This window comes from Brevibacterium sp. HMSC22B09 (assembly GCF_001806795.1).
Classification (GTDB): domain Bacteria; phylum Actinomycetota; class Actinomycetes; order Actinomycetales; family Brevibacteriaceae; genus Brevibacterium; species Brevibacterium ravenspurgense.
Genome location: NZ_KV786032.1, coordinates 82,743 through 108,793, shown reverse-complemented (window position 1 = coordinate 108,793; position 26,051 = coordinate 82,743). Strand labels below are relative to the sequence as shown.

Below are 26,051 nucleotides of genomic sequence, written 5' to 3'. Positions count from 1 at the left end.
AAGCGCGGCCGGTGCTCATGCACCGGCCGCGCTTCAGCGTCTACAGCCTGAGCGAAGTTCGCTTGGCGGGGGTTACCACCCGTAGATCTTAGTGATCTTGATGGAGTCGCCGTCGATTTCGAATTCGCCGCTAGCGATCACGGGCGCTGGGCTTGCCAGCTTCCATGCGTTCTTGCCGCGGCTCTTGGAGTCGGCCGTGAAGGTGGCTTCGCCCTTCTTGGTGGTGGTGAAGGTTCCCTTGCCGCTGCCGCTGTCAAGCTTTGCTGACACCTTCGGGTTCGTCACCTTCCACGACACGGTGTCCAGTTTGACGTCCTTTTCGGGCTTGATGCTGGTGTTCTGTGCTTTCTTCGGCAGCTTGATCGGGCCGCAGCCGTCCTTTTCGAACTCCTTGGCCTTCTTGCAGTCGTCGATGCGCTTATCGATTGCCTTCTGCACTTCTGTGCCGAGCGCCTTCGTGGGCTTGGGGTCGACCTTGAGCTCTGCGCCGCCGTCATCCCCGCCGAAGCCGACCGTGGCCTTTGCCGAAGTCGCTTCGATGAACTTCGAACCTTCCGTCGAGATTTCGTAGGTGCCGGGCAGCACCGCGTACTCGGTGTTGGGGTTCGACGCCGTGAAGTCCTCGCCGTTGATCTTGACGTTCGCTCCGGCCGGGGCGGTGATCTTCACGGTGCCCAGGTCGGGGGCGTTGAGCTTCCACTTGTCGAAGAAGAGTCCCTGCTTGCCGTCCTTGTGGCCGGTGAGCTTGATGTGCTTGTTTTCTCCGCCCTGCTTGTAGCCGACGGTGATGTTGGCCTCGTCGCCGTTGCGCTCCGAAGCAGTCACCTGGGCGTCCGACAGAGTGTCAGTGGCGGCTTTTGCGTACTTAGGGTCGTCGATGAGGTCTGTGTAGGCATCTTCGGGAACATCGAACGATGCGAAGGACCGCGCCTTTTCGAAGTCTCCTTCGTTGAGGGCTTCGACGAACTTTTCGGCGGTGGCGTCTGGACCGTACACGGTGCGGTTGATGATGAAGTGTGCGATGGCACCGACAATCACCAGGATCAGCACGACGGAAGCTGCGATCACAGGGACAAGCCACGCTGCCGTGTTGGACTTCTTCTTGGGGCGTTCGCGGACCGGGGAGGCCGCAACCGTGGTCCCGCCGGCACCCGCTGGGGTGCCCGCACCCGGACCTGAAGCCGGGCCAGCGCCGGGGCCTGGGGGAGGTGCCGTGTTGCCAGCGCCCGCTGCTCCAGCGGCCGCGCCTGCACCGGCGGCAGCACCTGCACCAGCTGCTCCTGCCGCGGCACCCGCGCCGGGTCCGCTGGCCGGGCGCTGCTGGACGGGAGGCATGACCGCGGTGTTGTCACCGGCGGGGCCAGAGGGGGACGAGGTGGAGTGAGGGTCGTTCTGTCCCTGCGGCTGCCCGGGCTGCTGGCCAGGAGCCTGTGCTGGGCTCTGCGGCTTGGTCGGCTGGTGTGGACCGGGGCTCTGTGGGCCAGCCGGTCCGGCCTGTGCCGGTCCCTGCGGGGCGGCGGGCGGAAGGACGGTGGTCTTTGCCTCGTCGCTGCCGCGGGGAGTTCCCATGGGCGGCTTTGAAGTGCCGGCTTCCGCAGGCTTCTGCGGCCCAGCCTGCTCGGGCTTCTTCTGAGCCTCAGGGGCAGGCTTCTGCTCTGGTTTCTTCTGCGCAGCTTCGGGTGCCGGCTTCGGTTCAGGCTTCTGCTCTGGTTTTTGCGCGGGCGAGCCACCGGGGAACGGTTTGAATGCCTGGGTGGGCTGGTCCTCACTCGGCACAGGGCCGCCCGCGGGCTTCGGCGTGGGCGCGCTGCTGCCCGGTGCCTGCGCGGGAGTCTGCGGTCCAGAGCCGCTCTCAGAGCTGCTTGGGGGTGTCGGATTTTCAGATGGCCGTCCGCTGCCGTTATTCGGCTCGGGAGCCGACGAGCTGTTGCTGCCTTCTTCGGGCGTTGGCTTGCTCATTGCTTCCTTCTTCGCATTGACTGTGTGAGGCCTGCGCCTCAATCTATCAGCTGGGCCCAGTCTGCACCCTCTTTCCGCGTGGAAGCTGGGAACCGCGGCAAAGCTGGTGCAACATAGGACCAATGGACCCCTCGGCACACAGACTTCGCATCCCCCTCCTCGCAATTCGCTCGGCACTCCCGGCTGTCATCGTGGTGGGTGCCGTTGCGTTCCTGTCGGGTGCTGCCGCGTGGACGATAGCCGCCGCACATCTCATGCCCACTTCGGTCATCATCGTGTGGGCCATGCGCGGGCTCGCGGCAGCCGCAGGCCTTGCTGTGCCGCTGGGTTCGGCAGTGCTTTCGCTGCCGCCGACGCTAGCCAACCTCGCTCTGTTCTTTGCGATCTACTGGAGCGGTGCGCGTCTGCGCCGGATGCTGGAAGCCGAAGACGCTGAAGACGGCACAGAGGGCCGTGATCGTCTGCGCGCGCAGATCATCGGTGCGGCGTCCGTTTTCGGAATCTTTGCGGTGTTGGTCATCATCGCCGCGATTATCGGGGGCGCCGCCGCGGACCTGCGTGGCATCCTCCGGGTCGTCGTGCTCGTGAGTGTTCCGGTTCTCGTGTCCCTGCGGCCGGCCGGTGAACTCATCAACCAGGCAGTCCGTGACTACATGGGCTCAGCTGCGCTGGAAGCCCTGCGCATGTCCCGCGGGCAGACCCTGCGCGTTTTCGCGGCACTGGCCATCAGCTCGAACGTTGTTCTTGCCGTCCTGATTACCATCCGCTTCAGCGAAGTGACAGCAGTTCTGGACGCCTACTCATCGCCGGCTGCTGCCGCCGTGGGACTGGGCGTGATCCAGCTGGCCTACGCACCGACCATCTGGGCGGCCGGGATTGCCTGGGTGTCCGGTGCCGGGGTCACCCTGGCCCGGGGTGTCGAACTGTCGGCATACCGAGGTGCCGAGGGCATTGTGCCCCCGTTCCCCATCGCGTACGTGTTCCCGCCTGATCCGGGCCCGTGGGCTGGTCTGCTCGTACTCATTCCGGTTGCCGCGGTAGCCGCCGCGGTCATCGGGCGCAGCACGTGGCAGTCAGCCGCTCAGCTGTGGCCGGCCGTGTTCTCTTCCGTGCAGATCCTCATCGGATTTGCCGTTCTGTGCCTGTTCTTCTCCGGCGGCATCGGCGGGGGAGGGCTGAGTGAAGTCGGCGTGGACGTTGTGCCGATGATGTTCCTCGCCGGCCTGGGCACGTGCGCCGTTGTCTTTGCCGGTACGGGAATGGTGTGGCTGCGCGACCGCTACTCCGAAGCTGAGTGAAGTGCGCGCAGGAAATCAGTTCTGCGGAGCCAGGCCGGGCATGTCGATGCCCGTGAGCTTCTTGAATTTGTCGTTCAGCGCCGTGTTGTACTCCGAGGTGCACGAAGCTGAAGCCTGTTCGGTCAGTGCTGAGCTGACGCACTCCTGGTAATCCGCCTGCTCCGGGTAGGTGAGCAGGGTGCCGACAGTGCCCAGGCCCACGTAGCCGGACACGATGATGCTGATGACGCCCATGATGAACCACGACGCGGGGCGGTTCTCCCGGCTCGATGCGGCAAAGAAGCGGATGGCCACAACGATCGCGGCAACCGCAAGAAGGCCAGCGGCGATCTTGATGGGAACACCGAGCATCGACACCAGGAGACCGCCGATGACGAGCATGCTCAGCGTCGTTCCGAGCTGGGCTGCTCGGCTGGGCTGCTCGGAATCTTTCTTCGGCTTCTGGGTATTTGCTTCGGGTTGAGTCACGCTGTCCATCTTGGCATACCTCGTGACAGATGTGGCTGCTGGCCGCTTGGCGGTCCGCCCCGCTCAGATTTGCTCTACCTGGTGGACAGTGTCTTGCGCGGGTCTGTCACTCATGGGCGATTCAACTGTGCTGTGGGTTGTTTATAGTCCGAAGGCTCCACCGCTGACGAGGATGACGATGCCCAGCCCGATGAGCACTGCTGGGAAGAGAATGTCTTCCCACCGTTCCAGGGCTTCGGCAATAGGTTTTCTTGAGCTGATCCATTTGGCCAGGAACACCAGGACGGCCACCAGTGCTAAGAACACGATGCAGTAGGCCAGCACTGCACCCCAGCTGACGCTGACGAACACTGGCACATAGACGCCGAGATTGTCGCCGCCGTTGGCGAAGGTCACGGCCGCCACGGCCCAGATCGAGACGCGTTTGCCTTCCAGTTGTGCTTCGTCATCATCGTCTTCGCCGCGATTTCGCCAGGCCTGCCATGCCGCCCAGAGACCCAACCCCAGGGGAATCAGGCCAAAGTACGGCAGGATGGCTTCCGGCAGCAGTATTTGGGCGCCAAAGGCTGCTGCTGCTGCAGCGCCTAAAATACCCAGGAATCCTAGATATTGTCCCACCAGGATGCGGCGGGTGGTTCCTGGTTGTCCTTGGCCTCGGGCAAAAAACAGAGACAGGATGACGACGTCATCAATGTTGGTGGCGATAAACAGGCCAATCGCCTGCACGATGGAAGAAATCACGCGCTGAGCTCCTCATCATGAGCACAACCGGCAACAGTGCAGACCGGATCAGTGCAAGGGGCAGCTACGTCAACGGCCAGGGTCGTGTCCACCAAGGCAGTCAGTGCCTGCGCCAAGTGTGGGTCCGCGATCTCGTAGCGGGTTTGGCGTCCCTGATGCTTGCCGACCACAATGCCACAATCGCGCAGACAGGCCAGGTGGTTGGACACATTAGACCGTGTCAGGTCCAGAGCGTGGGCAAGGACCGCCGGATATTCAGGCCCCTCCAACAGCGTTAATAAAATTCGGGATCGCGTGGGATCGGCCATGGCTCGACCCAACCGGTTCATGACATCTAAACGAGCAGAATTGGTCAGCATGTAGTGAACTATACAGCAACCACTGAATAGTGCGACTAGATTTTACGGGAACGACAAGAGGTCTATGCGGCTGTTGACTTTGCTCGGCGGTTTTTCGCAGCTTCATGTGGTGGCCTGCTTTCACCTCTTCTGTTGCTGCCCAAATGCACCACATAGAGTGCCGGAGCTGACCAAGGCGTATAGGGGTTGATGCAAACGCTGGCATATAATTCCGCATGTGCGACTACTGCTCCTAGCCTCCGGCACCGGTTCTCTTGTCCAAGCCGTCATTGACGGGCTTGCTGACACGGGCATCGAAATCGTCGCCGTCGGCTCAGACCTGGCAGATGCACCGGTCCTACAGAAGGCGCGTGCAGCAGACATTGAGGTCTTCAGCGCACATCCGCGTGACTACACCGACCGTGCGGCATGGGACCAGGCTTTTACTGAGACTGTTGCCGACTACCGCCCCGACTGGGTTGTTTCGGCCGGCTTCATGCGGATCCTCGGAACAGCTTTCGTGTCCCGCTTCGGTGGCAGGATCATCAACACCCACCCCGCTCTTCTGCCGTCCTTCCCCGGCGCTCACGGGGTGCGCGACGCGCTCGCCTACGGGGCGAAAGTCACAGGGACCACCATCCACCTGGTTGACGAGGGCGTGGACACCGGCCCGATCATCGCGCAGTTCCCGATCGCGATCGAACCGGATGAAGACGAAGTCGCCCTGCATGAAAGAATCAAGACAATTGAGCGCCGCGAACTTGTGCGCTTCCTGCGCTTTCTTGAGCACAGCACAATCGAGGTGAGTGGGCGGCACGTGTCCGGGTACACGCCGTCGGCTTCCTGAAACAACCTGACCGAGGAGCAGAGTGAACGACCAGCGTCCCATCCGACGGGCACTTATCAGCGTCTATGACAAGACCGGACTCGAAGAGCTGGCCGCCGGACTGGCAGCCCAGGGCGTCGACATCGTGTCAACCGGTTCGACCGCGGCGCGCATTGAAGCCGCAGGAGCGTCCGTAGCCCCGGTCGAACAGCTGACCGGATTCCCCGAATGCCTCGAGGGGCGCGTCAAAACGCTCCACCCGAAGGTCCACGCAGGCATCCTCGCCGACTCCCGCAAGGCCGACCACATGGACCAGCTGGAACAGCTGGGTGTCGAACAGTTTGACCTCGTGGTGGTCAACCTCTACCCGTTCGTCGAAACTGTGGCCTCCGGTGCCGGCTACGACGACGTTGTCGAACAGATCGACATCGGCGGACCCTCCATGGTGCGCGCAGCCGCAAAGAACCACCCCACGGTCGCCGTTGTCACCGATCCGGCCCGCTACGGCGAAGTCATCGAAGCCGCAGCTTCCGGTGGCTTTGACCTTGCTGCCCGCCGTGAACTTGCCAAGGCCGCTTTCGAACACACCGCCGCATACGATGTCGCGGTTGCCGCCTGGTTTGGTCAGCAGCTGGGCAGCGAAGACGTCGAACCGGACTTCTTCGGCATGACCGCTGAAAAGAAGAACGACCTGCGCTACGGCGAAAACCCGCACCAGAAGGCAGCTGTCTACGCATCTCCCGGCACCGGCGGCATCGCGAATGCCGTCCAGCACGGCGGCAAGGAAATGTCGTACAACAACTACGTCGACACCGACGCCGCTCTGCGCGCTGCTTACGACCACGAAGGCCCGGCCGTGGCCATCATCAAACACGCCAACCCGTGCGGCATCGCAACGGCTGACACCATTGCCGAAGCACACCGCCTGGCCCACGCCACGGACTCGCTGTCCGCATACGGCGGCGTCATCGCGTGCAACCGTCCGGTCGACCTGGCCACGGCCGAATCGATCAAGCCGATCTTCACCGAAGTCATCATTGCGCCGGGCTACGACGCCGACGCTCTTGAGCTGCTGCAGACCAAGAAGAACCTGCGGATCCTGGAAATCGAAGGCTACGACGTGCCGCTGATGGAATACCGTCAGGTCAGCGGAGGCCTGCTGGTGCAGGACCGCGACGCGCTGCAGGCAACGGGTGACCGCGCTGACCAGTGGACGCTGGCAGCTGGTGAGCCCGTTGACGACAAGACACTGGCCGACCTCGAATTCGCGTGGCGCGCATGCCGGGCCGTGAAGTCCAACGCAATCCTGCTGGCATCCGACGGTGCCGCCGTCGGCGTGGGCATGGGCCAGGTCAACCGCGTGGACTCGGCGAAGCTCGCCGTTGAGCGCGCAGGCGCTGAACGTGCCCAGGGCTCGGTTGCAGCATCCGATGCGTTCTTCCCGTTCGCCGACGGCCTCCAGGTGCTCATCGACGGCGGTGTCAAGGCTGTCGTTCAGCCCGGCGGTTCGATTCGCGACGAAGAGGTCATCGCCGCTGCAGAGGCCGCGGGCATTTCGATGTACTTCACCGGCACCCGCCACTTCTTCCACTGATCGGCTGTCGCCAGAGCACACATGGCTAAGGCCGGCAAAACCCGAACCTCCCGTGCGAGCCGCGCTCGCACGGGAGGTCGCGGGCCCATTTCCAAAAGGTGGATCTACTGGAAGCGCCGCTATTCCAACCCGGTGCGGCGCGACTGGGTTCTCCTGTACACGCTCATCGGGATTGCGCTGTCGTGTGCCGGTGCACTCGTGAACGTTCGCGTGGGCGGCATCATGCTCGCCGCGACAATCGCCGCCGTGGGGCTCCTGCGCATTGTGCCGAGCTCATGGCAGAAAACCTGGGTCAACCGAAGTGCCGCCACTGATGCTGTGACGACGCTGCTTGCCGCGGCCATCCTGGTTTTTCTCACTCTGACCCTGCCGTCAACCTGACGGCACCGGCTACAGCTTTTCGACCGGCGCGTAGCGCATGAGCAGGCGCTTGGTGCCCTCTGAACCGAAGTCGACCGTCGCGACTGCCTTGTCTCCGCTTCCGGACACTTCGAGAACCGTTCCCACCCCGAAGGAGTCGTGGGAAACCTTGTCCCCGGCTTCGACGACAACGGCTTCGCGATTGGGGCGAATGCGGTTGGGGAAGCTGCGGCCAACACTCGCCGCGGACTGGCTGGGCCGGCCTGAGCGCATGCTGCGGCCCAGAGTGCCCGACCATCCGTGTGCACCGGAACGCGATTCTTCGCGCTCGGCAGCTGCCGCGGGGCTCAGCGTGCCCGTCGATTCCCAGTTGATGAGATCTTCGGGGATTTCGCCTAGAAAGCGGCTGGGCGGGTTGTACTGCGGCTGGCCCCACATAGAGCGGGTTTCAGCGCGGGACAGGAACAGCTTCTGCTCTGCTCGGGTCAGACCGACATAGGCCAAGCGGCGCTCTTCGGCCAGTTCCGTGGGATCGGAGAATGAGCGCTGGTGGGGGAACGTGCCGTCTTCCAGACCCGTGAGGAACACCACGGGGAATTCGAGGCCCTTGGCCGTGTGCAGGGTCATGAGGGTGACTTCGCCCAGTTCGGCGTCCGGAATCGAATCGGCATCCGCTGTCAGCGACACCCGCTCAAGGAAGTCTCCGAGAGCGCTTTCCGGGTGCTGCGCGTGGAAGTCTTCGGCCACGGCAACGAGTTCGGCGAGGTTGTCGACCCGGGCTTCGTCCTGCGGATCCGAGCTGGCGCTCAGTTCAGCCAGGTAGCCGGTCTGCTCCAAAACGGATTCGATGACGCGGGAGGCAGGCGCACCGTCAGCTGAAGTCATGAGGTCGTTCATCAGGACCGTGAACTTTTTGAGGGGACCGAGCGTGCGGGATGTCATGCCGGGGGCTTCGTCGACTCGCTGCAGGGCCGCCCACAGGGAAATCTGTTCGCGCGAGGCAAAAGCCTGCAGCAGCGCCAGGGAGCGATCTCCGATGGAGCGCTTGGGAACGTTGATGATGCGGCTGAGGTTGACGTCGTCATCCGGGTTGTCGATGACGCGGACATAGGCCAGCGCGTCCTTGATTTCGCGGCGCTCGTAGAAGCGGGTGCCGCCGACGACCCGGTAGGGGATGCCGGAGCGCACAAGCGCGTCTTCAATGGCCCGGGACTGGGCGTTGGTCCTGTAGAACACCGCGAAGTCGCCGTAGCTTAGGCCCTTGTCGTCCATGACGGAGTCAATGCGGTCGACGATGAACTGCGCTTCTGACTGTTCGCTGTCGGCCACCCAGCCGGTGATGACGTCCCCGCTGCCGGAGTCCGTCCACAGGCGCTTGACCCGACGGTCGTCGTTGTTTGAGATGACGGCGTTGGCCGCTGACAGGATGTTCTGCGTGGACCGGTAGTTCTGTTCGAGCAGAACCGTGGCTGCCTGCGGAAAGTCCTCTTCGAACTCTTCGATATTGCGCACCGTGGCGCCGCGGAAAGCGTAGATGGACTGGTCTGCATCGCCGACGACCGTGAGTTCGGCCGGGTTGTCGTCCGAATCAGTTCCCGCAAGCGCCCTGACCAGCTGATACTGCGCGGGGTTCGTGTCTTGGTATTCGTCGACGAGGATGTGGCGGAACCGCGCCCGATAGCTGGCCGCGATGTCCGGAAACGCGCCGAGCATGTGGACGGTTTCCATGATGAGGTCGTCGAAGTCGAAGGCGTTGGCCGTGGCAAGCCGCTGCTGATAGCGGGTGTACACCGACGCGATCGTCGAATCATACGGGTTGTTCGCCGATTGCGCGGCGAAGTCCTCAGCCGTGATGAGTTCGTTCTTGACGTTCGAAATGCGGTGCTGGAGTGACTTCGGAGAGAACTTCTTGGTGTCAAGGTCGAGTTCGCGGGCCACCTGGGTGATTAGCCGCAGAGAGTCAGCGGAATCGTAGATGGTGAAGTTCGAGCTGCGGCCCAGCGCTTTGGCTTCGCGGCGCAGAATGCGCACGCACGCCGAGTGGAAGGTCGAAATCCACATGCCGCGGGCCTGCGTGCCGATGAGCTGTTCGACGCGCTCCTGCATTTCCCGGGCTGCCTTGTTGGTGAAGGTGATGGCGAGGATCTGCCCGGGGTGCGCCCGTCCGGTGCGCAGAGCATAGGCGATCCTGCGGGTGAGCACCGCAGTTTTGCCCGAGCCCGCCCCGGCCACGATCAGCAGGGGGCCGCCCTGGTGTACAGCGGCTTCGCGCTGCTGCGGGTTGAGTCCGGCCAGCAGCTCTTCCGGGTCCGAGGCGGCAGGCACCGAACCGTCTGTGGAGACGGAGGATTCCGGGGTCGGCGAGGCTGCGGCTTCGGCGGCAGCGGAAGCATGGGGATTGAGGAAATCGAACGGTGAGCTCATGGTGCTTCCCAGTATGGCAGGAGGGGCTGACGCAGGGCCTGCGAGTGCGATTCGGACGCAGAGAACAGGCACAGAAAAGGGGCGCCGTACTCACGGCGCCCCTTGCAGTCCGACGAAATCAGAGGGTGAAGACTGCGACGAGCACGGCGAGCACAGCCGCGCCGAAGCCGATGTGCGCCATAGTGGCCGACGGGGCAGCGGTCTTGACCGCGCCGTCAGCGGCAACGTCGGCACCGGCAGCGGGTGCGGCAGCCTTTTCGCGCTTGTTGCCGATGATGAACACGATGAGCGCAACAAGTCCCAGGAGGATCTTGATGCCAGCACCTGCTCGCAGCGACATGGTCGGGTTGCCCTGCATCTCCAGCATTCCGAACAGCAGGATGCCGGTGACGACCTGCAGGCCGGCCGCGTGGAGCATACCGGGCAGAACTCGCGGTGCTTTGACCGTGACGAGGTAGCCGCCGACGATCATCGCCATGCCGATAAGGTGAAGAAGAACGAGGATATTCTGAACGATTTCCATAGCCCAGATTCTAGTGGCAAGATATGAGAGCACCCTGAGCGGGCCAGCTCGGGGCCGTATCCCACGTCGGATCGATCCGCCCTGGTGTAATGGCAGCACGCCGGCCTTTGGAGCCGTGCAGTTTAGGTTCGAATCCTAAGGGCGGAGCTGAAGCGGAAATCCGCACGCAGTCAACACCGAGGAGCAGCATGGCTGACCATCCCGCAGCTGTCATCGTTCTGGCAGCAGGCGCCGGAACCCGGATGAAGTCCGCAACACCGAAGGTGATGCACCAGATCGGCGGGAGGTCCCTCCTGCACCACGCGGTCAGCGCGGCAGCCGGGGTTGCTCCCGAACACCTCGTGGTTGTGCTGCGCCATGAACGCGAACTCGTGGCAGACCACCTCGACCAGGTGACGGCGGCTGTCGAACAGTCGATCATCGTTGCCGACCAGGACAGCGTGCCCGGCACCGGCCGGGCCGCCGAATGCGCTCTCACCCAGCTTCCGCAGGACCTGCGCGGCACTGTCGTCGTCACCTACGGCGATGTCCCGCTGCTGACCTCGCAGACGATTGCGGACCTCGTGCGCTTCCACGAAGAGAACTCCCACGCCGTCACGGTTCTGTCTGCCCACGTGGACAACCCGCACGGCTACGGTCGCATCATCCGCGACGCCGCCGGTGCGCTCGAGAAGATCGTCGAAGAAAAAGACGCCGACGACGCGCAGCGCAAGATCACCGAAATCAACTCCGGCATCTACGCCTTTGACGCGGGCGTCCTGCGGTCCTCCCTCGAACAGGTCAGCACCGACAACGCTCAGGGCGAAAAGTACCTCACCGACGTCATCGGCCTGGCTCGCGATGCGGGCTCTTCGGTCGCTGCGATGGTCACGGATGACCTGTGGCAGGTCGAGGGCGCCAACGACCGCGTGCAGCTGGCCCAGCTGGGCCGCGAACTCAACCGCCGCACCGTCGAACACTGGATGCGCGAAGGCGTGACCGTCGTCGACCCCGAAACCACGTGGATCGACTCTGACGTTTCACTCAGCCCCGACGTCACGATCCTGCCGAACGTCCAGCTGCACGGAGCCACCGACATCGGCACCGGTGCCGTCATCGGGCCGGACACCACGCTCACCGACACCGAGGTGAAGGCAAGAGCCCGCGTCATTCGCACCCACGGCGAGCTCGCGGTGATCGGCGAGGGCGCCTCGGTCGGTCCGTTCGCCTACCTGCGCCCCGGCACGGAACTGGGTGCCGACGGCAAGATCGGCACCTTCGTCGAAACCAAGAACGCGCAGATCGGGACCGGCACCAAGGTGCCGCACCTGACCTACGTGGGGGACGCCGAAATCGGCGAATACTCCAACATCGGAGCTTCCTCCGTGTTCGTCAACTACGACGGACAGACCAAACACCGCACTGTTGTCGGCTCCCACTGCCGCACCGGTTCGGACACGATGTTCATCGCACCGGTGACCGTCGGCGACGGCGCCTATTCGGGCGCCGGCACCGTCATCCGCAAGAACGTTCCCGCGGGGTCACTGGCCATCACCTACGCTGAACAGAAGAACATCGAGGGGTGGGTTCAGAAAAACCGACCCGGAACAGCAGCAGCAGAAGCCGCAGAGCGCGCTAAGGAGTCTGAGGGCAAGTGAACGAGATTACAACTACCGGCGAAAAGAAACTCGTCCTGGTCACGGGGCGTTCGCACCCGGAACTGGCCGCCGATGTCGCCGAGAACCTCGGCACGGAACTGCTGGAAACCGAAATCCGGCCGTTTGCCAACGGTGAGATCTACGTGCGCTACTCCGAGTCCGTGCGCGGCAGCGACGTGTTCGTTCTGCAGTCGCACTGCACGCCCATCAACGAATGGGTCATGGAGCAGCTCATCATGCTCGACGCGCTCAAGCGCGCATCCGCCAAGCGCATCACCGTGATCGCCCCGTTCTTCCCGTACGCCCGTCAGGACAAGAAGCACCGCGGCCGCGAACCGATTTCCGCCCGCCTCATGGCCGACCTCTTCCGCACCGCCGGTGCTGACCGCATCATCACGGTCGACCTGCACACCTCCCAGATCCAGGGCTTCTTCGACGGCCCCGTCGACCACCTCGTTGCCCTGCCGACCCTGGCCGGCTACGTCAAGGACAACTACGGCGGCAGCAGCCTGGCGGTTGTTTCCCCGGACGCCGGCCGCATCAAGGTCGCAGAGAACTGGTCGGAAGCGCTCGGCGGTGTGCCGCTGGCCTTCATCCACAAGACCCGTGACATCGACCGTCCGAACGAATCCAAGGCCAACCGCGTGGTCGGTGATGTCGAAGGCCGCATGTGCGTGCTCGTCGACGACATGATCGACACCGGCGGCACCATCGTCCAGGCGGCTGACGCGTGCATGAACGCCGGCGCTAAGGGCGTCATCATCGTCGCCACCCACGCCGTGTTCTCCGGCCCGGCGGTTGAGCGCCTGGAGAACTCCTGCGCAGAAGAGGTCATCGTGACCAACACCCTGCCGATCGAAGACGACAAGAAGTTCGGCAAGCTCACCGAGCTGTCGATCGCACCGCTTCTGGCACGCGCAGTCCACGAAGTCTTCGAAGACGGATCCGTCACCAGCCTGTTCGACATCTGAGCCCGGCTTAGGCGCTGAGCGCCAGAGCTTTCGCACTCGCCCGTTCGCGGCATTTCTGCCGTGGGCGGGGCGTAGTGTATTCTTGTGTGGTTGCCTCGGCGAGGGGAGCCCAGACTCCCGTTATCGACGCGGGTTATCTTGCGTCCGCCGTGGGATTGTATTCACCACGAAGGAGACACAATGGCAGCTGATTTTGTTCTCAACGTTAAGCCGCGCGATGAGCACGGCAAGGGCGCATCCCGCCGCGCACGCCGTGCCGGCCGCGTTCCCGCTGTGATGTACGGTCACGGCATCGACCCCGTTCACATGACCATCGACGGCCACGACATCATGATGGCGATGAAGGTCCCGAACGCTCTTCTGGAAATCAAGAACGACGACGACGGCTTCAAGTCGCTCGCGGTTGCACGTGAAGTGCAGCGCCACCCGGTCCGCCGCGACATCGTCCACGTTGACCTCATCAAGGTCAAGAAGGGCGAAAAGATCGAGGTCGACGTCCCCGTCACCCTCGAAGGCGAATCCGCACCCGAAACCATCGTTTCGCTCGAAGCGGTCACCGTCCGCGTTCTCGCAGACGCCACCGACCTGCCGGAAGAAGTCATCGTCTCGGTCGAAGGCCGCGAAGCAGGCGACCACATCTACGCGGGCGACGTCAAGCTCGCAGGCGATGTCGAACTGGTCGACGACGAAGAGCTCATGGTCGTCAACATTGCGCAGGAAATGTCGGCTGAAGAACTCGAAGCTGAACTCGAATCCGACGCTCAGCCTGACGAACCCGAAGCAGCTGAGGGCGACGCCGAAGAAGCCGGCGACGACGCAGCTGAAGAAGAATCCGAAGACTGATCTTCTGATCTCTGTGAAAGGCCCCGCCTGAGTGCGGGGCCTTTCGCACATACACGGTCTTAAAGCACAACACTGAGCACTGCGAGCTTTTCGAGGAGAACGGCGATGTCTGGAACCTGGTTGATTGTCGGCCTGGGCAATCCGGGGCCGCGCTATGAGCGCACACGGCACAACATCGGCTACATGGTGGTTGATGAACTGCTGAGCCGCACCGGCGGTGCGCTGAGCAAAACCAAACACCGCGCCTTTGCCGACACCGTCCGCATCGGCGGCGAAAAAGCGGTGCTCATGCGCTCCATGACCTACATGAATGAAAGCGGGATCGCGGTACGCGGTCTGGCTGACTTCTACGGGGTTGACCCCGAGCGGATCATCGCCGTCCACGACGACGTCGACATTCCCTTCGACAGCATCAAACTCAAGATCGGCGGGGGAGAGGGCGGCCACAACGGCCTGCGCTCCATCACACAGCACATCGGAACCCGCGACTATCTGCGGCTGCGCGCCGGTGTTGGCCGCCCACCCGGACGCATGGACACCGCCGACTTCGTGCTTCGTCCCTTTTCCAGTGACGAGACCGCGAACCTGCCGATCTTCGTGGGCGACCTTGCGGATGCCTGCGAAGATCTGGTGCGCCTGGGACTGACGGAAACCCAGCAGCGCTATCACGGTCGTTCACGCGGTTAGTCGATGTCGAGGTCCCGCAGCAGCCGATCGAGTTCAGGATCTCCGGCCTGCTGAGACTCGGTCTGCTTTCTGGGGCGGGCGTTCTGCTGAGTGCCGGTCTTTCCAGCTGAGCCGATGGCCCACGCCGCCAAACATCCGCCGATGAGCCCGAACAGGTGGCCCTGCCACGACATCGAGGTGCCGCGCGGGATCAGACCGATGACCATCGACACTCCGTACAGGCCGGTCACAACGACCGCGACGGCAATGTAGATGACCTTGCGCAGCATGCCGCGGGCAAAAAGACCGCGCAGAACAAGGTAGCCGAAATAGCCGAACACAAGGCCGGAAGCGCCGACCGTGACGGTTCCGGGCCGATTGACGAAGAACACCCCGAGCCCGCCGGCAAGGGCTGAGAGCACGGTGACGGTCGCAAAGCGCTTGGCGCCGTCAAAGGCGACGATGAGCCCCAGAATGAGGAACGGGATCGTGTTCGACAGCAGGTGGAACCAGCTGACGTGCACAAACGGCGATGTTGCGATTGCCCACAGGCTTGATGGACTCCACGCGCGCACCCCGAGGGCATGGACGGTGCTGGGTGCGACCGTGCTGATCACGCGCATAATCCACATGAGCGCGAGCATCACGACGGGAGCGAAGTAGTGGGCGGGGACCGTCAGGGTGACGCCTTTGGTCTGCTGTGAGCTCATGCGCCCCATGGTCTCAAAAGCACATGAGAGCGCGCTGGGCCGGGAAGCGTTGAAGCTCGGCCGCTGGCTGGCTGCGAAGACCGGCCGAAAAAGCCCAGAACGCCGGGCGTTTAGACTGTGGGGGTGTCTGTTCGCGGTATTTCCTCTGCCCTGTCCGAGCTTTCTGAATTCACCGACGTCATCAATGCTGTCGGCGAAAAACACGGCAGCGGCGCCATCCAAGCCGTCAAAGGGCTGTGGCCCCACATCACGGCGGCCGCCGCGCAGGCCCGCCCGGTTCTGGTCATCACCGCAACGGGCCGCGAAGCCGATGAGCTCGTCAACGCTTTAGCCGATCACTTAAGCCCGCGCTCCATTGCCATGTTCCCGTCGTGGGAAACTCTGCCGCACGAACGACTGTCCCCGCGTTCGGACACTGTCGGCCAGCGCCTGTCGGTGCTGCGTCGGCTGGCACACCCGGGAGACACTCCGCTGTCGGTGATCGTCGCGCCCGTCCGGGCTGTCACCCAGCCGCTTGTCAAGGGCTTGGGCGACCTTGAGCCGGTCAAACTTTCCGTCGGCAGCGAAGCTGATCTGGAAGAGCTTGCTGAAAGGCTGTCCGGTTTGGCCTACAGCCGCGTGGACATGGTGTCCCGCCGCGGTGAATACGCTGTGCGCGGCGGCATCCTCGACGTCTTCCCGCCGACCGCCGATCATGCTCTGCGCATTGAGTTCTTCGGCGATGAGGTCGAAGAGATCCGCCCCTTCGCGGTTGCGGATCAGCGTTCGCTCGAAACTGCCGACGGAGCCGAATACGACCTGTGGGCCCCACCGTGCCGTGAAGTTCTGCTGACGGAGGACGTGCGGCGCCGCGCGGCAGACCTCATTTCCGAAGTCCCGGCGGCAGCTGATCTGCTGCAGAAGATCTCGAACGGCATTGCGGTTGAGGGCATGGAGTCACTCGCCCCGGTCTTGGCTGACGGCATGGAGCCGCTCATGGCGGTGCTGCCGGAGAACACCGCCGTGTTCGTCACGGCCCCGGAAAAGGTCGAGGCGCGCGCGGCAGACCTGGTGGCAACAACCGAGGAGTTCCTGGCCGCTGCTTGGACGTCGGCTGCCGCGGGTGCCGAAAGCCCCGTTGACCTGTCGGCTGCCAGCTTCGCAAGCTACGCCGAGGTGCAGCAGGCCGCGCAGGGCCGTGGCTTTTCATGGTGGGACCTGGGCGGTTTCGCGATTGACGACGAACTCGAATCCGACCGCCTTGTCCTAACCATTGGGGCACGTGAACCTCGTGGTTATTCCGGTGATGTTCAGGCGGTGCTCGCCGATGTCGGTCAGCACATCAAGGACGGCTGGCAGGTCTACGTCCTCACAGAGGGCAAGGGGCCGGGCGAGCGTCTGGTGGAGGTCTTCAGCGAAGCCGACCTCCCGGCGCGCTTTGAACCTGACCTTGCAGAAAAGGCCGAGGGCACGATCCTCGTGACAACAGCGGCTGCCTACGCCGGCTTCGTCTTCGACCAGCACCACATTGCCGTGCTGACGGAGGCCGAGGTGCTCGGTCGTGCCGCTGCCACCTCGACCAGGGACATGCGCCGGCTGCCCAGCCGCAGGCGCCGCAACCAGGTCGACCCGCTCGACCTCAAACCGGGCGACTACGTTGTCCACGACCAGCACGGTGTGGGTCGCTTCGTTGAGCTCATGCAGCGCACCACGGGGCGCGGCAAGGACCAGCACACCCGCGAATACCTCGTGATCGAATATGCGCCTTCAAAGCGCGGGCAGCCCGGTGACCGCCTGTTCGTCCCTTCGGATGCTCTTGACCAGGTGACCCGCTATGTCGGCGGGGAAGACCCCAAGGTCAACAAAATGGGCGGTTCGGACTGGTCGAACACCAAGAAGAAGGCGCGCAAGGCTGTCAAGGAGATCGCCGGTGAGCTCATCCGCCTCTACGCGGCCAGGCGGGCGACCGTCGGCCACGCTTTCGGCCCGGACACCCCGTGGCAGCGGGAACTGGAAGACGCCTTCCCGTATGACGAAACACCCGATCAGCTGACCACGATCGACGAAGTCAAAGAGGACATGGAGAAGCAGATTCCCATGGACCGGCTGATCTGCGGTGACGTGGGCTACGGCAAAACGGAAGTCGCTGTGCGCGCGGCCTTCAAAGCCATCCAGGAAGGCAAACAGGTCGCGGTGCTCGTGCCGACGACCCTGCTTGTCCAGCAGCACTATGACACGTTCTCCGAACGCTACTCCGGATTCCCCGTGACGGTCGGCGCGATGTCGCGCTTCCAAACTCCGACGGAAGTCCAGAAGATCAAGGACGACCTCAAAGAGGGCAAGCTCGACCTGGTGATCGGCACCCACCGGCTGCTGTCCGGCGAAGTGCGGTTCAAGGACCTGGGCTTGGTCATCATCGACGAAGAGCAGCGCTTCGGGGTTGAACACAAGGAAACCCTCAAGGCGCTGCGCACCAACGTCGACGTGCTGGCCATGTCTGCAACCCCGATCCCGCGAACCCTGGAGATGGCGGTTACGGGAATCCGCGAAATGTCGACACTGGCAACCCCTCCGGAGGAGCGCCACCCCGTTCTGACCTACGTCGGCAAGTACGAAGACCGGCAGGTTGCCGCTGCGATTCGCCGTGAGCTGCTGCGCGAGGGCCAGGTCTTCTACATCCACAACCGCGTCCAGGACATCGAAAAGGTCGCAGGCCACCTGGCTGAGCTCGTACCGGAGGCCCGCATCGCGGTAGCCCACGGCAAGATGAACGAAAGCCAGCTGGAACAGGTGATCGTCGACTTCTGGGAGAAGCGCTACGACGTTCTTGTGTGCACCACGATTGTGGAGACCGGCATCGACATTTCGAATGCGAACACGCTGATCGTCGACCGCGCCGAGCGCATGGGCCTGTCTCAGCTGCACCAGCTGCGCGGTCGCGTGGGACGCGGTCGGGAGCGCGCCTACGCCTATTTCCTGTATCCCAGCGACATCACGCTGACCGAGACCGCGCACGATCGTCTGCAGACGGTTGCCGCGCACACGGAACTGGGTGCGGGTATGCAGGTGGCCATGAAGGACCTCGAAATCCGCGGTGCCGGCAACCTGCTGGGCGGTCAGCAGTCCGGCCACATTGAGGGTGTCGGCTTTGACCTGTACATCCGGATGGTCGGCGAGGCGGTTGCCGACTTCAAGGGCGACGGCGAAGAAGAGCTGCCGCCCATGAAGGTCGAACTGCCGATTGACGCGCACCTGCCGACCGACTACGTCGAGCACGAACGCCTGCGCCTGGAGGCCTACCGCAAACTCGCCTCCGCCGAAACAGAAGAGGCGCTGCGGGAAGTCCTCGAAGAGCTCACCGACCGCTACGGCCCCTATCCGGACGAAGTTGCAGTGCTTGCGGACGTGGCGCGCCTGCGCATTCGCGCTCGCCAGTCCGGCATCAGCGACATCGTCTCGCAGGGCAACTTCATCCGCTTCGGCCCGGCGGAACTGGCCGAATGGCAGGTGGTCAGGCTCAAGCGCCTGTACCCGAAAGCGCTCATCAAACCGGCGCTGCGCTCAATCCTCGTGCCCAAGCCGGTCAGCCCCGGCAAGGGCTTCGACAAGCGCGAACTCACCGGTTCGGAACTGCTGGAATGGTGCCGCACGCTGCTCGATCAGGTCTTCCCGCTGGATGAGGCCGCATGACTCACGAGGCGCCGGAACCGGTTTCCTGGGATCCCGTGGATCCCGCTGGGCTCAGCTTGGCCGAAGTGCTCAGCCTGCTGCGGGCGCGCTGCCCGTGGGCGGCTGAGCACACGCACGAAAGCCTTGCGCCGTTCCTGCTGGAGGAAACCTACGAACTGCTCGAGGCAATCGAGCAGCACAGCGAGGCCCGGAACGCGCACAGTCTTGCAGAGCTGAAAAAAGAACTCGGCGACGTTCTCTACCAGGTTCTGTTCCACGCCGCTGTACTCGACGCACCTCAACCGCACAGCCAGCCGACGGGACAGGCAGTACAGCCGGTGGCCTTTGCCGAGGTTGAACAGCTGCTGAAAGACAAGATCGTCCGCCGCCACCCGCACGTCTTCGAATCCACAGCACCGTGGACGCTCGAAGAAGTCGAAGACATGTATGAAAAGACAAAAGCCCGCGAACGGCAGGCCGAAGGAACACAGGCGGCAAAAAGCTCCTTCGATTCGCTTCCGCGAACCATGCCAGCACTGGCTCGCGCTGCAGCCGTCGTCGACCGAGCCCAGCGGATGGGGTGGCAACTGCAGAACCCATCCGGCACCTCGGCAGACAATCCAGCCGGCACCTCGGCAGAAGAAGAGCGGATCGGGAAGGAACTGCTCGACCTGGTGACACAAGCCAGAAGCAGGGGAGTGGACCCCGAAAAAGCCCTGCGGCGGGCAACGGAAGCCGCCGAAGACGCCACACTGAGCCACAACGCTCATAAGCGTGGATAGACTTAAACCCGCACCCCTCGGGGTGGCCCGGGACGACAACAACAAGGAGTACCCCAGATGGCAAGGATTGATGCCGCGAACGCACGCGAGATCCTCGACTCGCGCGGCAACCCGACGATCGAAGTTGAGATTCTGCTGGAAGACGACTCCGTCGGCACCGCAGGTGTTCCGTCGGGAGCATCGACAGGCGAGTTCGAAGCTGTCGAACTGCGCGACGGCGACCCCGAACGCTACGACGGCAAAGGCGTGCTGGCAGCTGTTGAAGCAGTGCTGGGTGAAATCAACGACGCCATCGAAGGCGAAGAAGCCGACGACCAGCGGATCGTTGACCAGATCCTCATCGACCTTGACGGCACCGACAACAAGTCCCGCCTGGGCGCAAACGCCATGCTCGGCACCTCGCTCGCCGTAGCCCGCGCACAGGCAGATTCCTCGGACCTGCCGCTGTTCCGCTACCTGGGCGGACCGAACGCGCACCTCATGCCGGTGCCCATGATGAACATCCTCAACGGCGGATCCCACGCGGACTCCAACGTCGACATCCAGGAATTCATGATCGCCCCCATCGGCGCGGCAAGCTTCCGCGAAGCACTCCGCTGGGGCACCGAGGTCTACCACTCGCTCAAGAGCGTTCTCAAGGAACGCGGCCTGTCCACCGGCCTGGGTGACGAAGGCGGCTTCGCCCCGAACCTCGGTTCCAACGCAGAAGCGCTCGACCTCATCCTCGAAGCCATCAAGAACGCCGGCTACCAGCCCGGTTCGGACGTTGCGCTCGCCCTCGACGTGGCTTCCTCCGAGTTCTTCTCTGACGGTGTGTACAGCTTCGAAGGCGAAAAGCGCACCGCCGAGCAGATGGCCGACTACTACGCCGAACTCGTCGACAAGTACCCGCTGGTGTCGATCGAAGACCCGCTGGACGAAAACGACTGGGACGGCTGGATTGCCATCACCGAAAAGCTGGGAGACCGTGTGCAGCTGGTCGGCGACGACCTCTTCGTCACCAACCCCGAACGCCTGGCCCGCGGCATCGACGAAGGTGCCGGCAATTCGCTGCTCGTGAAGGTCAACCAGATCGGCACGCTCACCGAAACGCTCGACGCAGTCAACATGGCGCAGTCGAACAACTACACCACGATGATTTCGCACCGCTCCGGCGAAACCGAAGACACGACGATCGCGGACCTCGCGGTTGCCGTCAACGCCGGACAGATCAAGACGGGTGCCCCGGCACGCTCTGAGCGCGTGGCCAAGTACAACCGCCTGCTGGTCATCGAGGAGATCCTGGGCGATGCCGCCCGCTACGCCGGACGAGGTGCCTTCCCGCGCTTCCAGGGCTGACCGGACTTCTGCCGGTCGGGTCTGCTGAGCTGGTTCTGCCCAGCCAGTGCCGCTGAACCGGCCGGGGTGCGAGCGGGGTGTGGAAACACACCCCGCTCGCTTTTTGCGTGCTGCTGGTGCGCCTGCGGGTGCTTGCGGGTGTGGGCGAATGATTGCGACACACCCCGACTGCTTCCCATAACATCCGGCACTGACACGGCACACTTGACTGTGTTCGTGCTTCTTCCCTTCCCCTACGCACGAATGAGGTGCATATGAGCAGCGCAGACAAACGTCGCACAAACCGCGGTTCCCGTTGGTCTGCGGCTCGTATTGCCGTCTTTTCGATCATCCTCGTGCTTCTGGCCGTCGGCTTCCTGCCGTCGGTCAGCGCGGGTGTTCGCCAGGCCCAGCAGATTCGGGCGCTGGAAAAGCAGAACAGCCAGACACAAGAGGAAATCGACCAGCTGGAAAAGCGCCGCAAAGACTTCGATGACCCCGAGTACGTCAAGAAGCTCGCCCGGGAAAAGCACCTGTACGCAGAAGACGGCGAAACGCTGTATATCGTTGTCGATGAAGACCGCGAAGACACTGCGGCAGGTCAGGCAAACAAGGGGCAAGTCGACAGGCCCTGGTATCAGGAACTGGCCGATTACATGTCGACAGTGGGAATGGCATCGGAGGATCAGTGAAGTTTTCAAGCTCGGAGCAGGACCGCGCGATCGTCGAAGAGCAGCTCGGCCGCTTCCCCCGCGGCATGCTGGGTGTTGCAGCCCGCTCGGTCAGTGGCGAGCCCCTCGTCGTGGCAACAGCGCCCAGGCTGGAAGACGGAACGCCGTTCCCCACGGTGTACTACCTGACCCACCCCGACTACGTGCGCGAATGCTCCCGCCTGGAGTCCAGCGGCATCATGACCGAATGGACCGCGCAGCTGTCTGAACTTCCCGAACTGGCTGAGGCCTACCGCACCGCGCATCGCTTCTACCTGGAAGACCGCCGGCAGATCGGCCTGGAAGCAGGCATCCCCGAGGTTGAGGAGATCAAGGACTTCTCCGCCGGCGGCATGCCCACCCGCATCAAGTGCCTGCACGCGCTCGTAGCCCACTCGCTTGCTGCCGGTCCGGGCATCAACCCGATCGGCGACCGCGCGCTGTCGCTCATGGAAAACGTTCCCGAGGTCGCCCGATGACCCGCGCGGCAGCCGTTGACTGCGGCACTAACTCCATTCGCCTGCTCATCGCCGATGTCGAGGGCAACAATGTTGTCGACGTTGTGCGGTGCATGCGGATTGTGCGCTTGGGCCAGGGTGTTGACGCCACCGGACGGTTCGCTGACGAAGCACTCGAACGGGTTTTCACCGCGTGCGACGAATTCGCTGAACTCATCCGCGAACACGGGCCCATGCCCGTCCGCTTTGCCGCGACATCCGCCAGCCGTGACGTAGACAACCGCGATGAATTCTTTGCCGGAGTACAGCAGCGTCTGGGCATCACACCGGAAGTCATCAGCGGAAGCGACGAGGCGGCGCTGAGCTTCCTCGGGGCGACCGCCGGTGTTGCTTCGCGCATCGACGGGGGACTGCCCCAGCCGGTGCTTGTCATGGACCTCGGGGGAGGCTCCACTGAACTCGTTGTGGGCTCGGACACCGTTGACGGCGGGTACTCCATGAACATCGGCTGTGTCCGCATGACCGAGCGCCACATCACCTCGGACCCCGTAGGCGCCGAAAACATCGCTGCGATCGAAGCCGACGTCGACGCCGCGTTCAACGAGGCCGCCAAGCACGTTGACATTGCATCCGCGCGCGCCCTCGTGGGAGTTGCAGGCACCATCACCACGATCACAGCGGCCGCACTCGGCCTCGAGGCATACCAGCCGGACGTCATCCACGGGGCTCAGCTCAGTCGCGAACAAGCAGACCGGGCGGTACAGGACCTGCTTTCTGCCACCTCGGCCGCCCGTGGACAGCTGCCCTACATGCACCCGGGTCGCGTCGACGTGATCGTCGGCGGTGCGATTGTCTATCGCCGTCTGGTCCACCGGATTGAACAGGCGGTCGGCCACAGCATTCCGCTGATCACCTCGGAAGCAGACATCCTCGACGGCATCGCCATCGACTTGGCACAGCGAACGGCCTGAGAATGCGGGCCATGTCGCGTATGAAGCGCGCTGTGGCCACGGCAGCTGTTGCCGCCGTGGTGCTCAGTGCCGGAACAGCGCAGCCGGCCTCTGCCATCGAACCCGGACCCGGCCAGTGGTTCGCTGACGACCTCGGCTTGGAAGAGGCGTGGAAAACCTCGACCGGCAAGGGCGTCAAAGTCGCCGTCATCGACTCCGGAACTGACGACAGCCACGAAAACCTCAAGGGTCGCGTGGTCGATGCAAAAGACTTCTCCGGGGCGAAGAAGGACGGCACGACACCCGTCGGACCGCAGGAGACCATCCACCACGGCACCGCTGTCGCCGGTGTCATCGCCGGCACCGGAAAGGGCGTCGGACCGGTGGGTATCGCGCCGGATTCGCGCATCATGTCGGCCTCGATATGGTTGGGCTCAGACACCCCTGACGAATCCGACAGCCGCGACCAGGCGGCCGACGCGGTCATCTGGGCTGCTGACAACGGCGCAAAAGTCATCAACATGTCCCTGGGCTGGGCTGATCCCGCCTGGCCAGAATCATGGGACAAAGCGTTTATGCACGCCTACAAAAAGGACGTGCTCGTTATCGCGTGCGTCGGCAACGCCTCGCAGGGTGCTGAACGCGTGTGGTCACCGGCAACCGTGCCCGGCGTCATCGGAGTCGGCGGTGTCGGCCGCGATGGAAAAGTCGACGAACACTCCTCAGCACCCGGTGTTGACGTTGACCTCATGGCACCCAGCCAGGGCATTCCCGTCCCACTGACCGGCGGCAGCTACGGAACCGCCGAAGGGTGCTCTTTCGCCGCACCGATCGTCGCCGGAACCGCGGCACTCATTCGCTCAGCGCACCCCGACTACACGGCCGACCAGACCGCCGAAGCATTGCGCTCAACCGCTGCGGCCGTAAAAGACCACGACGGCGTGACAAACGGCGATGACTTCGACACGACCGTCGGCTACGGCCGCATCCGCCCCGTCGAAGCGCTCAAAGCCAACATCGACAAAGCCCCGTCGGCAGAAAAAGCGCTCACCGACTGGATCCACATGCACAGGCGAGCCGAAGCCAAACCTGAGCAGCAGGAAGAGGCGAGCTCCACCTCGGGCCCGGAAACCCATGCCGCCGGCACCCTGACAGAAGCTGAAGCCCGAGGTGCTCGCAGCGGTCCCGCGGTTTTCACCATCCTGCTTGCCGGCGCCGCTGTGACCGCCGGAATCGGCGTGGGCAGGCGGTTGCGCAACCGTGGTCGCAATCACTAAGACGTTTGGGTCTAGACTGGGGGTATGGCTTTGATTCGCAACAGCAAACTACGTCCTCGTATCCTCATCGTCGGCGGTGGCTACCTGGGTCTCGTCACAGCCCAGAACCTCCTGAAGAACCTCGGTCGCGGAGAAGCAACCGTCACCGTCGTCGACCCGAACCCGTACATGACGTACGCGCCGTTCCTGCCGGAAGTTGCCGGCGGTTCGATTGAAGCGCGCCACGCCATTGTTCCGCTGCGCCGCAACCTCAAGGGCGCAGAGGTCGTCATCGGCTCGGTTCGCAACATCAACCACGCTGAAAAGTTCGTCACCATCGAACCCGAAGGTGACGAAGCGTTCGAACTCGACTACGACTACATCGTGTTGGCTGCAGGTGCCGTCGCTCGCGCCCTGCCGATTCCGGGTCTGGCTGACGAAGCCATCGGACTCAAGCGGATCGAAGAAGCAGTCGCACTGCGCGACCACGTGCTCAACCGCCTTGACGAAGCTGCTCTCATGGAAGACGACGAAGAGCGTCGCAAGGCTCTGACCTTCGTGTTCGTCGGCGGTGGCTTCGCAGGCATCGAAGCTCTCGCAGAACTCGAAGACATGGTCCGCGCCGGTGTTCGCGAACGCGAAACCCTCACCGACGCCGACGTGCGCTTCGTGCTTGTTGAAGCTATGCCGCGCGTCATGCCGGAAGTCGGCGAAGCTCAGGCCCGCTGGGTTGTCGACCACCTGCGCAGCCGCGGCGTCGACGTCTACCTCGAAACCTTCCTGGAAGACTGCACCGACAAGGTCTGCAAGCTCTCCAACGGCGAACAGTTCACCGCTGACACCATCGTGTGGAACGCCGGTGTCAAGGCCAACCCGGTCCTCGTCGACTCCGACCTTCCGCTGGACGACCGCGGCCGCGTGACGGTTCGCGCCGACCTGCGCGTCGAAGATGAAAACGGTGTTGTCGAAGGCGCATGGGCTGCCGGTGACAACGCCGCTGTTCCGGACCTCACCGGTGACGGCCCCGGCGGCTTCTGCGTGCCGAACGCTCAGCACGCCGTCCGCCAGGCTCCGGTTCTGGCCGCAAACCTGCTGGCTTCGCTGCGCGGCGAAACCGAATTCAAGCAGTACTACCACAAGTCGCTCGGCGTTGTTGCCGGCATGGGCCTGTGGAAGGGTGTTTCGCAGATGGGCAAGACCGAACTGCGCGGACCCATTGCCTGGGCTATGCACCGTGCCTACCACGGCTACGCCATCCCGACCGTCGACCGCAAGGTCCGCGTGTTCGTCAACTGGGGCCTCAACCTGGTTCTGGGCCGCGACCTCACCCCGGTCAAGGACCTCGACGTGCCGCGTAAGAACTTCGTCGAAGCAGCCAACTCAAAACCCGCACCGAAGAAGTGACGCGCTGATCTGACAGGCTGACAGCCAGCCTGCCTGATCACTCACGAGGCGGGGCCACCGATATCCGGTGGCCCCGCCTTCGTTGTTCCTCAGGCGCAGAATCCGGCTAAAGGGTGTGGGGTGGTGGCTGGGCGGCGGGGCTCCGGTTGGCAGCAAAAACACCCGTTA

The 26,051-nt window shown here is 63.6% G+C and carries 23 protein-coding genes and 1 tRNA gene; 17 read left to right on the top strand and 7 right to left on the bottom strand.

Features of this window, described 5'->3' with window-relative positions:
• Positions 1-72: 72 nt before the first annotated feature.
• Positions 73-1,959, bottom strand: coding sequence for a hypothetical protein (locus HMPREF3087_RS10630; protein WP_070429027.1), 1,887 nt, complete (start codon positions 1,957-1,959; stop codon positions 73-75).
• Positions 1,960-2,081: 122 nt separating this feature from the next.
• Here HMPREF3087_RS10630 and HMPREF3087_RS10160 point away from each other — a divergent pair, with 122 nt between their 5' ends.
• Entirely contained in the window at positions 2,082-3,257 is a 1,176-nt protein-coding gene (locus tag HMPREF3087_RS10160) for a cell division protein PerM (RefSeq protein WP_070429026.1), read from the top strand.
• A gap of 15 nt (positions 3,258-3,272) precedes the next feature.
• On the opposite strand, the gene HMPREF3087_RS10155 is transcribed toward HMPREF3087_RS10160, so the two are convergent.
• From HMPREF3087_RS10155 to HMPREF3087_RS10425, 3 genes are all read right to left on the bottom strand, one after another.
• Entirely contained in the window at positions 3,273-3,725 is a 453-nt protein-coding gene (locus tag HMPREF3087_RS10155; RefSeq protein ID WP_141738935.1) for a hypothetical protein, read from the bottom strand.
• A gap of 141 nt (positions 3,726-3,866) precedes the next feature.
• Positions 3,867-4,466, bottom strand: coding sequence for a cadmium resistance transporter (locus HMPREF3087_RS10150; RefSeq protein ID WP_019175691.1), 600 nt, complete (start codon positions 4,464-4,466; stop codon positions 3,867-3,869).
• Positions 4,463-4,825, bottom strand: a complete 363-nt coding sequence (locus HMPREF3087_RS10425; protein ID WP_083272145.1) for a Cd(II)/Pb(II)-sensing metalloregulatory transcriptional regulator CmtR — start codon at positions 4,823-4,825, stop codon at positions 4,463-4,465. Before HMPREF3087_RS10425 ends, HMPREF3087_RS10150 begins: the two co-directional genes overlap by 4 nt.
• 217 nt (positions 4,826-5,042) lie before the next feature.
• Here HMPREF3087_RS10425 and purN point away from each other — a divergent pair, with 217 nt between their 5' ends.
• From purN to HMPREF3087_RS10130, 3 genes are read left to right on the top strand one after another with little or no spacing between them, the layout of a single operon-like run.
• On the top strand, positions 5,043-5,651 hold the full coding sequence (gene purN, locus HMPREF3087_RS10140; protein WP_070429023.1) for a phosphoribosylglycinamide formyltransferase: 609 nt from the start codon (positions 5,043-5,045) through the stop codon (positions 5,649-5,651).
• A 22-nt stretch (positions 5,652-5,673) separates the two neighbouring features.
• Positions 5,674-7,224, top strand: coding sequence for a bifunctional phosphoribosylaminoimidazolecarboxamide formyltransferase/IMP cyclohydrolase (gene purH, locus HMPREF3087_RS10135; protein ID WP_070429022.1), 1,551 nt, complete (start codon positions 5,674-5,676; stop codon positions 7,222-7,224).
• A 21-nt stretch (positions 7,225-7,245) separates the two neighbouring features.
• Positions 7,246-7,605: a hypothetical protein gene (locus HMPREF3087_RS10130; RefSeq protein ID WP_062019636.1), complete on the top strand. Its 360-nt coding sequence runs from the start codon at positions 7,246-7,248 to the stop codon at positions 7,603-7,605.
• 9 nt (positions 7,606-7,614) lie between these two features.
• Here HMPREF3087_RS10130 and pcrA read toward each other — a convergent pair whose 3' ends face one another.
• Together pcrA and HMPREF3087_RS10120 are read right to left on the bottom strand one after the other, a co-directional pair.
• Entirely contained in the window at positions 7,615-10,008 is a 2,394-nt protein-coding gene (gene pcrA / locus HMPREF3087_RS10125; protein ID WP_070429021.1) for a DNA helicase PcrA, read from the bottom strand.
• Between the two features lie 118 nt (positions 10,009-10,126).
• Positions 10,127-10,531, bottom strand: coding sequence for a hypothetical protein (locus tag HMPREF3087_RS10120; protein ID WP_019175685.1), 405 nt, complete (start codon positions 10,529-10,531; stop codon positions 10,127-10,129).
• 75 nt (positions 10,532-10,606) lie between these two features.
• Here HMPREF3087_RS10120 and HMPREF3087_RS10115 point away from each other — a divergent pair.
• From HMPREF3087_RS10115 to pth, 5 genes are all read left to right on the top strand, one after another.
• Positions 10,607-10,678: transfer RNA gene (locus HMPREF3087_RS10115), tRNA-Gln, on the top strand.
• Positions 10,679-10,719: 41 nt separating this feature from the next.
• Positions 10,720-12,168 carry a bifunctional UDP-N-acetylglucosamine diphosphorylase/glucosamine-1-phosphate N-acetyltransferase GlmU gene (glmU, locus tag HMPREF3087_RS10110; protein WP_070429020.1) on the top strand — a complete coding sequence of 483 codons (1,449 nt, stop codon included), beginning with the start codon at positions 10,720-10,722 and terminating at the stop codon, positions 12,166-12,168.
• Positions 12,165-13,139 carry a ribose-phosphate diphosphokinase gene (locus HMPREF3087_RS10105; protein WP_070429019.1) on the top strand — a complete coding sequence of 325 codons (975 nt, stop codon included), beginning with the start codon at positions 12,165-12,167 and terminating at the stop codon, positions 13,137-13,139. The genes glmU and HMPREF3087_RS10105 overlap by 4 nt, the downstream gene beginning before the upstream one ends.
• A 180-nt stretch (positions 13,140-13,319) precedes the next feature.
• A complete protein-coding gene (locus HMPREF3087_RS10100; RefSeq protein ID WP_062019642.1) occupies positions 13,320-13,982 on the top strand; it encodes a 50S ribosomal protein L25/general stress protein Ctc in 663 nt (220 codons plus the stop codon).
• A gap of 105 nt (positions 13,983-14,087) precedes the next feature.
• Entirely contained in the window at positions 14,088-14,669 is a 582-nt protein-coding gene (pth, locus tag HMPREF3087_RS10095; protein ID WP_062019644.1) for an aminoacyl-tRNA hydrolase, read from the top strand.
• On the opposite strand, the gene HMPREF3087_RS10090 is transcribed toward pth, so the two are convergent.
• Entirely contained in the window at positions 14,666-15,358 is a 693-nt protein-coding gene (locus HMPREF3087_RS10090; protein WP_070424679.1) for a rhomboid family intramembrane serine protease, read from the bottom strand. The two genes, pth and HMPREF3087_RS10090, sit on opposite strands and share 4 nt — an antisense overlap.
• A gap of 123 nt (positions 15,359-15,481) precedes the next feature.
• Between HMPREF3087_RS10090 and mfd the strand changes: the two genes are divergently transcribed.
• The 8 genes from mfd to HMPREF3087_RS10050 all read left to right on the top strand — a co-directional run bounded on the left by mfd (position 15,482) and on the right by HMPREF3087_RS10050 (position 25,883).
• Entirely contained in the window at positions 15,482-19,027 is a 3,546-nt protein-coding gene (gene mfd, locus HMPREF3087_RS10085; RefSeq protein ID WP_070429018.1) for a transcription-repair coupling factor, read from the top strand.
• On the top strand, positions 19,024-19,788 hold the full coding sequence (locus HMPREF3087_RS10080) for a MazG nucleotide pyrophosphohydrolase domain-containing protein (protein ID WP_070429017.1): 765 nt from the start codon (positions 19,024-19,026) through the stop codon (positions 19,786-19,788). The genes mfd and HMPREF3087_RS10080 overlap by 4 nt, the downstream gene beginning before the upstream one ends.
• 57 nt (positions 19,789-19,845) lie before the next feature.
• Positions 19,846-21,126, top strand: coding sequence for a phosphopyruvate hydratase (gene eno / locus HMPREF3087_RS10075; protein WP_070429016.1), 1,281 nt, complete (start codon positions 19,846-19,848; stop codon positions 21,124-21,126).
• A 254-nt stretch (positions 21,127-21,380) separates the two neighbouring features.
• On the top strand, positions 21,381-21,797 hold the full coding sequence (locus tag HMPREF3087_RS10070) for an FtsB family cell division protein (RefSeq protein WP_062019655.1): 417 nt from the start codon (positions 21,381-21,383) through the stop codon (positions 21,795-21,797).
• Positions 21,794-22,294: a DUF501 domain-containing protein gene (locus HMPREF3087_RS10065; RefSeq protein ID WP_070429015.1), complete on the top strand. Its 501-nt coding sequence runs from the start codon at positions 21,794-21,796 to the stop codon at positions 22,292-22,294. The genes HMPREF3087_RS10070 and HMPREF3087_RS10065 overlap by 4 nt, the downstream gene beginning before the upstream one ends.
• Positions 22,291-23,244, top strand: coding sequence for a Ppx/GppA phosphatase family protein (locus tag HMPREF3087_RS10060; protein ID WP_070429014.1), 954 nt, complete (start codon positions 22,291-22,293; stop codon positions 23,242-23,244). The genes HMPREF3087_RS10065 and HMPREF3087_RS10060 overlap by 4 nt, the downstream gene beginning before the upstream one ends.
• An 11-nt stretch (positions 23,245-23,255) precedes the next feature.
• On the top strand, positions 23,256-24,500 hold the full coding sequence (locus tag HMPREF3087_RS10055) for a S8 family peptidase (RefSeq protein ID WP_070429013.1): 1,245 nt from the start codon (positions 23,256-23,258) through the stop codon (positions 24,498-24,500).
• A gap of 24 nt (positions 24,501-24,524) precedes the next feature.
• Positions 24,525-25,883, top strand: coding sequence for an NAD(P)/FAD-dependent oxidoreductase (locus HMPREF3087_RS10050; RefSeq protein WP_070429012.1), 1,359 nt, complete (start codon positions 24,525-24,527; stop codon positions 25,881-25,883).
• Positions 25,884-26,051: the final 168 nt, after the last annotated feature.

Excerpts from the sequence above, each read along its gene's own strand:
- HMPREF3087_RS10080 (WP_070429017.1), top strand. The coding sequence starts at position 19,024 with ATGACTCACGAGGCGCCGGAACCGGTTTCCTGGGATCCCGTGGATCCC.
- HMPREF3087_RS10060 (WP_070429014.1), top strand. The coding sequence starts at position 22,291 with ATGACCCGCGCGGCAGCCGTTGACTGCGGCACTAACTCCATTCGCCTG.
- pth (WP_062019644.1), top strand. The coding sequence starts at position 14,088 with ATGTCTGGAACCTGGTTGATTGTCGGCCTGGGCAATCCGGGGCCGCGC.
- pcrA (WP_070429021.1), bottom strand. The coding sequence starts at position 10,008 with ATGAGCTCACCGTTCGATTTCCTCAATCCCCATGCTTCCGCTGCCGCC.
- HMPREF3087_RS10050 (WP_070429012.1), top strand. The coding sequence starts at position 24,525 with ATGGCTTTGATTCGCAACAGCAAACTACGTCCTCGTATCCTCATCGTC.
- eno (WP_070429016.1), top strand. The coding sequence starts at position 19,846 with ATGGCAAGGATTGATGCCGCGAACGCACGCGAGATCCTCGACTCGCGC.
- HMPREF3087_RS10425 (WP_083272145.1), bottom strand. The coding sequence starts at position 4,825 with ATGCTGACCAATTCTGCTCGTTTAGATGTCATGAACCGGTTGGGTCGA.
- HMPREF3087_RS10630 (WP_070429027.1), bottom strand. The coding sequence starts at position 1,959 with ATGAGCAAGCCAACGCCCGAAGAAGGCAGCAACAGCTCGTCGGCTCCC.
- HMPREF3087_RS10130 (WP_062019636.1), top strand. The coding sequence starts at position 7,246 with ATGGCTAAGGCCGGCAAAACCCGAACCTCCCGTGCGAGCCGCGCTCGC.
- HMPREF3087_RS10070 (WP_062019655.1), top strand. The coding sequence starts at position 21,381 with ATGAGCAGCGCAGACAAACGTCGCACAAACCGCGGTTCCCGTTGGTCT.
- HMPREF3087_RS10100 (WP_062019642.1), top strand. The coding sequence starts at position 13,320 with ATGGCAGCTGATTTTGTTCTCAACGTTAAGCCGCGCGATGAGCACGGC.
- HMPREF3087_RS10160 (WP_070429026.1), top strand. The coding sequence starts at position 2,082 with ATGGACCCCTCGGCACACAGACTTCGCATCCCCCTCCTCGCAATTCGC.
- HMPREF3087_RS10055 (WP_070429013.1), top strand. The coding sequence starts at position 23,256 with ATGTCGCGTATGAAGCGCGCTGTGGCCACGGCAGCTGTTGCCGCCGTG.
- HMPREF3087_RS10120 (WP_019175685.1), bottom strand. The coding sequence starts at position 10,531 with ATGGAAATCGTTCAGAATATCCTCGTTCTTCTTCACCTTATCGGCATG.
- HMPREF3087_RS10090 (WP_070424679.1), bottom strand. The coding sequence starts at position 15,358 with ATGAGCTCACAGCAGACCAAAGGCGTCACCCTGACGGTCCCCGCCCAC.
- glmU (WP_070429020.1), top strand. The coding sequence starts at position 10,720 with ATGGCTGACCATCCCGCAGCTGTCATCGTTCTGGCAGCAGGCGCCGGA.